7 protein-coding genes are annotated in these 11,624 nt (G+C 64.8%); 5 read left to right on the forward strand and 2 right to left on the reverse strand.

What is annotated here, in order from left to right; genetic code table 11:
• Positions 1 to 7: 7 nt before the first annotated feature.
• Both cydD and AYX22_RS09320 read left to right on the forward strand, forming a co-directional pair.
• On the forward strand, positions 8 to 3,418 hold the full coding sequence (gene cydD / locus AYX22_RS09315) for a thiol reductant ABC exporter subunit CydD (protein WP_207597162.1): 3,411 nt from the start codon (positions 8 to 10) through the stop codon (positions 3,416 to 3,418).
• Positions 3,419 to 3,427: 9 nt separating this feature from the next.
• Positions 3,428 to 4,438: a GNAT family N-acetyltransferase gene (locus tag AYX22_RS09320; protein WP_207597163.1), complete on the forward strand. Its 1,011-nt coding sequence runs from the start codon at positions 3,428 to 3,430 to the stop codon at positions 4,436 to 4,438.
• Positions 4,439 to 4,444: 6 nt separating this feature from the next.
• Here the strand turns inward: AYX22_RS09320 and AYX22_RS09325 are convergent, their stop codons facing one another.
• Positions 4,445 to 4,963, reverse strand: a complete 519-nt coding sequence (locus AYX22_RS09325) for a DinB family protein (protein WP_207597164.1) — start codon at positions 4,961 to 4,963, stop codon at positions 4,445 to 4,447.
• Between the two features lie 128 nt (positions 4,964 to 5,091).
• Between AYX22_RS09325 and AYX22_RS09330 the strand changes: the two genes are divergently transcribed.
• Entirely contained in the window at positions 5,092 to 5,475 is a 384-nt protein-coding gene (locus AYX22_RS09330; RefSeq protein ID WP_207597165.1) for a VOC family protein, read from the forward strand.
• A 95-nt stretch (positions 5,476 to 5,570) separates the two neighbouring features.
• Here the strand turns inward: AYX22_RS09330 and AYX22_RS09335 are convergent, their stop codons facing one another.
• A complete protein-coding gene (locus AYX22_RS09335) occupies positions 5,571 to 8,087 on the reverse strand; it encodes a DNA topoisomerase IV subunit A (RefSeq protein ID WP_207597166.1) in 2,517 nt (838 codons plus the stop codon).
• A 54-nt stretch (positions 8,088 to 8,141) separates the two neighbouring features.
• Here AYX22_RS09335 and AYX22_RS09340 point away from each other — a divergent pair, with 54 nt between their 5' ends.
• On the forward strand, positions 8,142 to 10,829 hold the full coding sequence (locus AYX22_RS09340) for a bifunctional GNAT family N-acetyltransferase/acetate--CoA ligase family protein (RefSeq protein ID WP_207597167.1): 2,688 nt from the start codon (positions 8,142 to 8,144) through the stop codon (positions 10,827 to 10,829).
• Positions 10,830 to 10,885: 56 nt separating this feature from the next.
• Positions 10,886 to 11,611, forward strand: coding sequence for a DUF5998 family protein (locus AYX22_RS09345; RefSeq protein ID WP_207597168.1), 726 nt, complete (start codon positions 10,886 to 10,888; stop codon positions 11,609 to 11,611).
• Positions 11,612 to 11,624: the final 13 nt, after the last annotated feature.

The following is an 11,624-nucleotide window of genomic DNA, read 5'->3' on the forward strand; positions in this document are numbered from 1 at the left end:
CCGCCCCATGAAGCCCGTGTTCCCCTCCGGCCCGGCCACCCGATCCGCGCTCTACCTCATTGGGCTCCTGTCCGCCCTCAAGGCGCTGTCCCTGGTGCTCATGGCCCAGGCCGTGGCGGGGATGCTGGCAGGGCTCGCTTCCGGAACGGGGGACTGGAGCAGCGGACTCGTCTGGGGTGCCGTGGGAGCAGTCCTGAGGTCACTCACGGTCTGGGGCCAGGGTATCGCCTCCAGGCGTGCAGCCCTGGGTGTCAAGGAGGAGTTGCGGGCGCAGCTGCTGCGGCGCTCACTGGCCGACCGTGGTTCATCCCCGGTCGAAGGAATGAACGACGGCGGCCTGGCCATCCTGGCGACGCGGGGCCTGGATGCGCTGGACGACTACTACACCCAGTACCTGCCCGCCTTGGTCAATTGCGCCACGGTGCCGCTGTTGATCGGGACCAGGATTCTCTTTGCCGACTGGGTCAGCGCGGTAGTGATCGTCCTGACCGTTCCGCTGGTGCCGTTGTTCATGGTCCTGATTGGCCGGCACACGGAGGACAACGTCAGGGACGCCCAGACAACCCTCCGGAAGCTCTCCGGGCACATCCTGGAACTGGCCAAGGGCCTTCCGGTGCTGGTGGGCCTGGGCCGCGCCACCGAACAACGGGCGGCCTTGGAAGACATTTCGGAGCAGTACCGGAGCCGGACCATGGGAACGCTCCGCACAGCCTTCCTGTCAGCGTTGGCGCTCGAACTCATTGCCACGATCTCCGTTGCCGTTGTTGCCGTGTTCATTGGTGTCAGGCTTGTGGGCGGCGACATGGCGCTGGAAGCCGGCCTTCTGGCCCTCATCCTGGCCCCGGACTGCTACCTGCCGCTTCGGGAGCTTGGTACGGCCCACCACGCCAGCGACGACGGCAGGGCCGCCTTGGAAACCACCCATGCCGTGCTGGATGCCCCCGCGCACCAACCCCTGATGGACAAAGAATCCTCAAACAACACGCCGTCCGGCGTTGTGGTTGACGGGTTGGCGGTGACTTATCACGGGAGGTCCACAGCCGCCGTCGGGCCCCTCAGTTTTACCGCTCCGCGGGGAAGTATCACAGCCCTCGACGGCGACAGCGGCGCCGGGAAGAGCACCGTCCTTGGTGTCCTTGCCGGGCTGATCGGACCAGGGCCGGGAGCCGGCGTAACGGGAACGGTCACTGGAGCCGGGAAGGGTGCCGTGGCATGGGTGCCCCAACACCCGGCCATGGCAACAGAGACCGTCCAGGAAGAAGTGTCGCTGTATCTTGACGGGTACAACGGAGATGCCGCCCAAGCCGTCACACGAGTTCTGTCGAAAGCAAAGGCTTCGCACCTGGCTGCGAAGAACCCGGCCGAGCTGAGCCCCGGCGAACTACGCCGCGTTGCGCTCGCCCGCGGATTGGCACGGGTGGAAGCAGGGGCCGCCGTCCTGCTGCTCGACGAGCCCACCGCACACTTGGACCCTTACTCAGCCAGCGTGGTCCGCGACGCCATCGAGTCACTGCGAGGCAACGTGACTGTCATCCTGGTGGCCCACGACGCCGCAACCCGTGCGCTCGCGGACCACGTGGTGCCCGTGGGGAACAAACGCTTCCATAATGCGCCCATGGTTCCGTCCAAGCGCACGGGTGACACTCAGGAGAAGGCCGCCGGCGAGCAGCGCCAGACACCCATGACCGATGGTCTTACCCAGAGCGCCCCACAGGCCGGCAGCCTGAAGCGCCTGATGGGGATCCTCAAGCCCGTGCAGTGGAAGTTTGTCGCAGCCGGCACCGTGGCAGTCCTGGCTGCCCTGTTCGCGGTAGCACTGTCAGGTTTGTCCGGGTGGCTGATCATCAGGGCGAGCGAACAACCGCCCATCCTCTACTTGCTGGGCGCGATCGTGGGCGTCAGATTCTTCGGAATCGGCAGGGCAGTCCTGCGCTACTGTGAGCGGCTCCTGACCCACGACGCCGTGTTCGCCGCTATGACCCGCCTCCGCGGAGCACTGTGGGAGACACTGAGCCGCAGGGCACTGTCATTGAGGCGCCTTCTCCAGGGCGGCAATGTTCTTGGCGCAATCGTGGACGACGTCGATACCCTCCGGGATCTCCTGCCACGGGTCGCTCTGCCACCCGTCACCGCAGTGGGGGTGGGAGCAGCGGCGATCGCAGCCACCGCCGTCGTCGTGCCCGCCGCCCTGCCCGCTGTTGTGCTGGCCTCCGTTGTGGGACTTGCAATCGCTCCGCTCCTTGCCGTCCTGGCTGACAGGAACGCTGCCAAGGCCGAACAGCACATGCGCTCCGCGGTACTTCACGGCGTGGCCGCTGCTCTGGACGCCCGGGCAGAACTGACGGCCAACGCAGTAGCCGGGCCGGTCCTCAAGGATCTGCGAACCAAAGACCGCGGAGCCACCGTCGCTGCCCAGCGCTCGGCATGGGCTGAAGGCCTCGGCCAAGCCGTGATCGTCCTGTCCTGCTCGCTGGCAGCCTTGTGGGCAGGTGTCCTCAGCGCTCCTTCTGTTGCCAACGGTGCAGTCCCGCCCGAACTTGTGGCTGTCATCGTCCTGATGCAGTTGGCCTTGGTGGATGCCTTCAGCGGCATCGTTTCCGCAGTGCGCCAGGCTCCGGCGCTCGCGGACGTGCTGGGCCGGGTTGCTGCGTCCGGGGCTTTGGACGCTCCTGCCACCGATCTTTCCGGGGCAACCCGAACAGAACTCGACGGCGGCCCGCGGCCACTCCCGGACCGCGACGGCGCAGCGGGGCTTGAATTGAAGGGTGCGGCGGCCGCCTGGCCCGGGGGCCCCGATGCTTTCGCCGGGATCACCGCCGAAGCCGGACCCGGCCGCTGGCTCGCGGTGACAGGGCCCTCGGGCGCGGGAAAGACCACGCTGCTGTCCGTGCTGCTGGGCTTCCTGCCGCTTACCCGGGGAACAGCGAAGCTGACGGGCACCGCTGCCTGGTGCCCACAGGAAGCGCACCTGTTCGACTCGACCATCCGTGGGAACCTCCTGCTCAGCCGTCCGGCCGCGGCGAAGCCCAGCGAGGCCGAGATGCACAAGGCACTGGCCGACGTCGGACTTGATGCGGTGGTGGACGCCTTGCCGGACGGGCTCGATGCCAGGATCGGGCCCGGTGGCTCGTTCCTCAGCGGAGGCGAACGGCAGCGGCTGGCAATGGCCAGGACCCTTTTGACCGGGGCATCGGTACTGCTGCTCGACGAGCCCACCGCCCATCTGGATGCCGGTTCTGCACGGGAAATGATGGCCATTCTCCGCCAGGGCCTCAAAGACGTCACGGTTGTCCTGGTGACGCACAATCCAGACGACATTGATCCGGGGGATTCGCGGCTGGAACTGCCCACAGCCCGGCCTGCGGCGAAACAAAGCATGGGCGCGCCGGAGCTGGTGGGAAAGCGTACCCCTCAGTAACCTGTTGGCATGCCTTTCAACGCCGCAAGCCCTGCTGTGCCCAATGCCGACATCACCGGCCTGCAGTGGCGGCCTGCCACCATGGAGGATCTTGATAACTGGGCGGCCCTGATAGCCCGGACGGCCGCCGTCGAACATCCCGTCTGGTACGAAAAGCGCGGGGACCTGGCCCACATCCTGGAGTCCAGCAAGAACCCGCCGCAGACGAGCACCCTGCTGGGTCTGGACGCCGACGGTGCCGCACGCGCCTACGGACGTATTTCCAAGAACCCGGAGGGCGACAAAGCCACCGGAGGGGCGTGTGTTGATCCCGAATGGCAGCAACGCGGGATCGGCTCAGCAGTCCTGGTGTGGCAGGAAGAGCAGGCGCGCAGGCGGTTCGCCGCTGATCAGGCTGCCGGGCATACAGAGGCACCGCCGCGGCTCCGCATCCAGACAGAAGAACAGCACGAACACCAGGCCACTCTCCTGATGGGGCATGGGTATGCTGCCGTCCGCTGGTTCAATGAAATGCACCGGCCCCTTTCCCACGAACTGCCCCAAGTGCCACTGGGTGCCGGCCTGGAACTCAGGACGCTGGAACCGACGCTCTTTGAACCCGTACGTCAAGCGCACAACGATGCTTTCAGGGATCACTGGGGGAGCGAACCCCGGGACGAAGAGTCCTGGCGCTTCACCATCGAGGAACCCACGGCGCGGCATGATCTCAGTGCGGTGGTTCTCGACTCAGGGACGGGGGAGGTGGCTGGATACCAGTTGAGCAGCTTCGATCCCGATTCCGCAGCAGACCGCGGTTTCACAGAGGGCTATACGGAGCTCCTGGGAGTTCGGCGCGCCTACAGGGGCCGTGGCATTGCACAAATGCTGCTGGCGGACGCCATGCGCCGGTACACCGATGCCGGGATGCAGGTGGCGTCGCTGGATGTGGATTCAGCCAACCCCACCGGTGCGCTGGAGCTTTACCTCCGGATGGGCTATGCACCCGTGAACCGCAGCATGACGTGGGAGAAGATGCTCTAGCCCGTCCTAGCCGTCCACGTCATGCAGATGGTGGACAACATCGTGGAGGAAGTACTGGGAGAACGTCAGCACAGTAAACGAGGACCCGTTGCTGCGGGTGCCGGTGCGTTGCCAGTCATTCTCGGTGACCCGGGCGAAGGACTCGGCGATCTCGCTGCCCTCCGCTTCAAGTTCGTCAGCCACGGCTCGGGGGTCGGCCGAACCGTACTCCCCATCGATGGCGGCCTGGTCCTGGTCCCAGTTGTCGAACCGGGCATCATCCTCGGTCAGCATCAGGTTCAGTCGTTGGTCGAACAGGCTGAACACATCGCGGACGTGGCAGGCGTACTCCAGGTTGGACCATGTGTGGTCGTCAGGCCGGACGGCCGCATCTTCCCGACGGAGGACAGCCCTCCACCGGGGGAGCATGTTCAGGACCGACCCTGGCACCGTGGAAGGAGTTACCGTGGCGGGGTCGAAACCACATTCGGGGCAGGGCTGGGAGAGCACCCAGGTCCAGTCTTTTTCGTCAGGGATGATCGGCATGCCGCCAGTCTAAGCCGACCTGCACCACACCCGTTGCGAACCGTGAAATATGGTGTCGTTTTCGCATGACGTGCCCGCCCGCGCAAGAGTAAAGTTCATTCCGGGGGGAGAGCCGGAAAGAGAAAAACATGCTCAAGGATCAGCAGGTTGGTGCCGTCCTACCGGCACAGGACATAGCCCGGGCCCGCGCGTACTACAGCGAAAAACTCGGACTGGAACCCGAAAATCCGGACGCCGACGACAACCTCCAGTACAGGTGCGGCGATGGAACGGGATTCTTCGTTTACCAGACATCCAATGCCGGGTCCGCGAAGAACACCCAGATGGGCTGGACAGTCGATGACGTCAAGGCCACCGTGCAGGAACTGCGCGGCAAGGGTGTCACGTTTGAGGACTACGACTTTCCCGGATTGAAAACTGAGGACGGAATCGCCACGATGCCTGACGGCAGCGCTGCGGCATGGTTCCTGGACAGCGAGGGAAACATCCTCAGCATCAACCAAACCGGCTAGCCCGCGCCGTGGCTCCAGGGCCACGGCACAGCGAAGGCCGGGGTCCATATCCCCGGCCTTCGCTGTTCCTGACGGCTGTGCTGTTCGTGGCGCGGCTATTCTGCCGCTTCGACCCATGCCATGCTCGGTCCGATCGCCTCAACAGGCTGCGACAACGGCACGCCGGAACCATCCCTGCGGCCATGCTCGTGCGGGAGGGCCCGCGCGACGCCGGCTGCCGAGGACGCTTTGGCGGGGCCATGTCCCGCCCACGCCAGCAGCAGGGTGTCTTCGCCCTTGAGGAAACGGTGGACCCGGACGCCGCCGGTGGCACGGCCCTTGGCAGGGTACTCCTCGAAAGCTGTCACCTTCGCGGTGCCGGGAGCTGTACCCGGCAAGGCGCCATTGGTGCCGGCAATGGTGACGACGACGGCGGCGGGATCGTTGGTGCGGACGGTTCCGAAGTGGATCACTTCATCACCGGCGGCCAGCTTGATGCCGGCCATACCGCCCGCCGTTCGGCCCTGCGGCCGGACGTTGGACGCACTGAACCGGAGCAATTGTGCCTGTCGGGTCACGAAGACGAGATCGACGTCGTCCTCCTGAGCCGGTTCCACAGCAAGGACCGAATCCTTGTCCTTCAGTGCGATGATCTCCCAGTCCTCACGGTTCAACGGATAGTCCGGTTGAACCCGTTTGACGATTCCCTGGACGGTGCCAACAGCGAGGATGGCATCCAAGGGAACGAACGCAACCAGAGTCTCGCCCTTGACCAACGTGATGAAGTCCTTCGCCGGGACACCGCCGGCAAGGTTGGGAAGCCCGGACATCGGCGGGAGGACGGGCATGTCCATGACCTGCAGGCGCAGCATGCGCCCTTGCGACGTCACCGCGCCGATCTCACCCCGGGCAGTGGTTTTCACCACCGAGCGGAAGACATCGTGCTTGGCCCGGGGTCCCGCTTCGGCCAGCGGCTCCTGGTTGGACGTCCTGGCAATCTGGCCTGAGACGCTGAGCAGGGCCCAGCAGGGGTCATCCGGAATCTCCAAGGGCAACGCCGCAGCCTTGCCCTTGGGGCCGGGAGTGGAAGCTGCGAGGGCTGCAGCCACGGTGGGGGAGACGGCTTCGGACTCCAGCAGCACCGTGCGCCGGGGTGTGCCGTACTTTTCGGCGATGACCCCCAACTCGCCGGAGACGAGGTCGCGGAGCAACTCATCGGAGGCCAGGATGGCCTCAAGTGCCTCGATTTCGCGGCGGAGCTCGTCCTGTTCCTTCTCCAGTTCAAGCCGGGAATACTTGGTCAGCTGCCGCAGGCGCAGTTCCAGGATGTAGTTGGCCTGGATCTCGGTGAGGTCGTAGATGGACATCAACCGCTCGCGGGCGGCAGACGCTTCGTCGGAGGAACGGATGATCTGGATGACTTCGTCGATGTCAACGATCGCGATCAGCAGCCCCTCCACCAAGTGGAGGCGGTCCTTCTTCTTGCCCAGGCGGAAGGACGTACGGCGGCGCACCACAGTCAGCCTGTGCTCAACGTACACCTGCAACAACTGCAGGAGGCCCAGCGTCTGTGGCTGACCGTCCACCAACGTAACGTTGTTGATCCCGAAGGAATCTTCCATGGGTGAATAGCGGTAAAGCTGCTGGAGGACGGCGTTGGGGTTAAAGCCGTTCTTGAGCTCGATGACCAAGCGCAGGCCGTGGTTGCGGTCCGTCAGATCCACCACATCGCTGATGCCTGTCAGCTTCTTGGCGTTGACGGCATCCTTGATCTTCTCGATCACCTTTTCCGGGCCCACCATGTAGGGGAGCTCAGTGACCACCAGGCCGGTCCGTCGGGCGGATAACTGTTCCACCTCAACCTTGGCACGGGTTTTGAAGGAACCGCGGCCGGTGGCGTAGGCGTCGCGGATTCCGTCCAGCCCAACAATCCGGCCGCCTGTGGGCAGGTCGGGACCCGGGATGAACCTCATGATGTCATCCAGCGTGGCGTCCGGGTTGGCGATCAGGTGGCGTGCGGCGGCGATGACCTCAACGAGGTTGTGTGGAGGCATGTTCGTTGCCATGCCCACCGCGATGCCCGTAGTGCCATTGACCAGCAGGTTGGGGAAAGCGGCTGGGAGGACATCCGGCTGGGTCAGTTGGTTGTCGTAGTTGGGGACGAAGTCGACTACGTCTTCGTCCAAGTGATCCGTCATGGTCAGCGCGGCGGCGGCCAGGCGTGCCTCGGTGTACCGCGGTGCTGCCGGTCCGTCGTCGAGCGATCCGAAGTTGCCGTGGCCATCGATCAGCGGCAGGCGGAGGGAAAAGTCCTGCGCCATGCGCACCATGGCGTCATAGATCGCGGTGTCGCCGTGGGGGTGGAGCTTGCCCATGACTTCGCCCACCACCCGGGCACTCTTAACGTGCCCGCGATCCGGGCGGAGGCCCATATCGGACATCATGTACAGGATGCGCCGTTGAACGGGCTTCAGTCCGTCGCGGGCGTCCGGGAGCGCACGCGAATAAATCACTGAGTAGGCGTACTCCAGGAAGGAGCCTTCCATCTCCGAAGTGACGTCGATGTCCACGATATTTTCGGTGAAATCGCCGAGGGGTTCGGCTGTCCGTGCTGATTTTTGGCTGCGGGCCATGGGGTCGGTGAATCCTTGAAGTTGTACTGCGGATGTTTTAGCTAGGCTAAGCCTATGGTGGATCAGCCCGGCGTCGGCATTTATCCGGAATATTGGGAGGCTGATGTCGTCCTGCGCGACGGCGGAACCGCCCACCTTCGCCCCATCCGGCCCGAGGACGCCGATGCCCTGCAAGCCTTCCATGCGGGCCAATCGCAGGCGTCGATCTACATGCGGTTCTTTTCCTTCAAACCCCGGCTCTCCGGCAAGGAAGTGCGGCGGTTCACCGAAGTGGACCACATCAACCGGGTGGCCTTCGTCATTACCATCGGCGGGGAGATCATGGGCATCGGCCGTTACGACCGGCTGGATGACCCGGACGAGGCTGAAGTCGCCTTCAATATCTCAGATGCCCATCAGGGCCGCGGGATCGGCTCGATCCTCCTGGAGCACCTGGCCGTTGCCGCCCGCGAAAACGGCATCCGGCGTTTCACTGCCGAGGTCCTGCCGGACAACCGGAAGATGCTGATGGTCTTTGCCGACGCCGGCTACGACCTCACCCGGCAATTCGACGATGGCGTGGTGAGCGTCGAGTTCAACATCGACCCCACGGAGAAGTCGCGGGCCGTCATGGAATCCCGTGAGCACCGCGCCGAGGCCCGCAGCGTGCGCGACCTGCTGTCGCCGTCGTCGGTGGCTGTTATCGGCGCCAGCCGCAAGTGGGGGACCATTGGCTACCAATTGCTCGAACACATCATTGAAGGCGGGTTCAAGGGCCCTGTCTACGCGGTGAACCCTGAGGCTTTTGAACTTGCCGGCATGGTCTCCTTCGGCAAGTTGTCGGAAATACCTGGACCTGTGCAGTTGGCCATCATCGCTGTTCCTTACGAAGAAGTACCCAAGGTGGTGGACGATTGCGCTGCTGCCGGCGTCAAGGGCATCGTAGTGGCAACTGCAGGATTTGCCGACGACGGCGAGCGGGGCCTGGCACGCCAGCACGAACTGGTGCGTCGTGCCCGGGCCAACGGGATGCGGGTGATCGGCCCCGAGTCCCTCGGAATACTGAACACCCACCCGGCCGTATCCCTCAACGCGTCCATGGCGCCCACCATGCCACCCAGGGGAAGTTTGGGCCTGTTCAGCCAATCTGCCGCTGTGGGCGTTGCTGTCTACGCCGCCGCCAGCCGCCGCAGGCTCGGGTTGTCCTCCTTCCTCTCGGCCGGAAACCGTGCCGACGTTTCCGGCAACGATGCCATGCAGTACTGGGAGGACGACGCCGACACCGCCGCAGTGGGCCTGTACCTGGAATCCATCGGCAACCCCCGTAAGTTCTCCCGCCTGGCCCGCCGGTTGTCGCGGAGCAAGCCTGTGATCGTCGCAAAGTCCGATGTGACGGGCCTCAGCCTGCCGCCGGGGCACGAAGTGCGGACCACCCAAGCCCCCGCTGCCGCAGTGGACGCCATGATGCGCCAAGCAGGCGTCATCCGCGTGGAAACCATTGAGCAGCTCATGGACATCGCCCAGATCGTGTCATCCCAGGCGCTGCCACAAGGCCCCGGGGTTGCCGTCTATTCCAATTCCGTGGCCTTGGGCAAAGTAGTTTCCGACACCGCGGGTCCGCTCGGACTGGAGGTGAACCGGCTGGTCACTGACGTTGACCTCGACGCCGGTATGTCGCTTGCGCTCCCGGCACTGCGGACCAGCCTCATGGAAAGTCTGGCCGATCACTCCGTCCACGCTGTGATTGCCGCACTCCTTCCCGCGAGGGGACTCACGGTGGAGGCGTTGGCCGGTGTCCTCGCGGAATGTGCCGCAGAGGCCGGGAAACCCGTTGTTGCCGCGTTCACGGGAATTCTGGACCCCTCGGTCCACGTGGAGGGCATGGTGGGTTCCGCAGGGAAGCCCGTGCTTCCGTGTTTTTCCAATGCGGGCGCCGCCGTGGCTGCCTTGGCGGCCATTGTTGGCTATGCGCAATGGCGCGACAGGGACCAAGGACTGTTCGTTGAACCGGACGGCTGCGACGTGGAGGGCACCCGGGAAACGCTGACGGCGATGCTGGCCGGTGTTACCGGCGAGAAACTCAGGAAGCTCGACGCCGGGGCTGCCGCGGCGCTGCTTGCCGGCTACGGAATCGACGTGGTGCCCACGCTTGGATTCGGGACACCGGACGAAGCCGTGCAGGCGGCCGACGCGGTGGGTTGGCCTGTGGTCCTGAAAACCACCGACCCAGCCCTCCGGCACCGGCTGGATCTGGGCGGCGTGCGGTTGGACATCCAGGACGCGGAATCGCTGCGCCTGAACGTTGCACAAATGCGCCGGGCCTTGGAACCATATGGATCGCCGTCCCTCGAGGTCCAGGCCATGGCTCCGGTGGGACAGGCCTGCACTTTCCGGGCCATTGAGGATCCGTTGCTGGGGCCCGTTCTCTCCTTTGGGTTGGCCGGTGATGCCGTGAACCTGCTGGACGACTGGGCTCACCGGGTACCTCCGCTCTCGGCTGCGGACCTGCATGACGTCATCCGCTCACCGCGCGCCTCAAGGAAACTCTTTGGTTATCAGGGACTGCCTGCGGTGGATGTGGCTTCCCTGGAGGACATAGCGGCCAGGCTTGCGAAGCTGAAGGACGATCACCCGGGAATTGCACTGGTGGAATTCAACCCCGTCCTGGCCGGTCCCTCGGGCGCCACGATCCTGGGTGCCGAGGTCTGGATTGGCAACGCCGCACAGCGGACTGACAGCGCGCGGCGTGCGATGCGAAGTTAGCCACAGGGTGGACCGCGCGGTTAGGAAGTCATCAACCGATCTGTGAAAATGGGGGAATGAGCACCCAGTCTCCGACGCCTCAATCACGCCCGTCCAACACCGGGCACCACACCGCGCATAACCACAGCTCGCAGGGGCAGAGCCTGGACCAGGCATTGCAGCAGGCGGGGTTTTATCCGCGGCTGGTGGCGGACGTCGTCGATGACGCCCTGGACGGCCGGGAGTGCCTTTCCCATTTGGTGCACTTGGAGACGCACTTTGACCGCGCCGAGGTCCGCAGGCACATCACTGTCCTGGTGCTCACCGAAGACATGCTGGTCATCACCCATGTTGACGACCAGCAGCTTGATGAAGCCGGCGAGCAAATTGTTGCCCAGATCTCTACGGAGTCGGTCCCAGTGGCCCAAATCCGCTCGGTGGTCCTCAGCTACATGTACTCCCAGCCCCAGAACTACAAGCCCTCCGATCCTGTACGGGAGCTCACCGTCTCCATTGCCTGGTCCGGAGGCCAGCGTTTGGACATGGGACCGGCGAGCTGCGGAGACCCCCAGTGCGAGGCAGATCACGGGTACAGCGGCACCATTGCCCAGGAAGACATCGTGCTGCGCATCAGCGCCGAAGCGGATGGTCTGCAGGCCGTCCAGGATGCCAAGCTCTTTGCCCGCGCCCTGCGCGCCGTTAATACAGGAAATCCGGCTCCCGTCCAGCACACGGGCATCCCCGCTCCGCGGCCGCGTTCGGGTGTCTTCAGCAACCGCTTGAGCCGCGGACACCAGCGTTGAGGGACGCCGCGCA

This window comes from Arthrobacter sp. D5-1 (genome assembly GCF_017357425.1).
Lineage (GTDB): Bacteria > Actinomycetota > Actinomycetes > Actinomycetales > Micrococcaceae > Arthrobacter.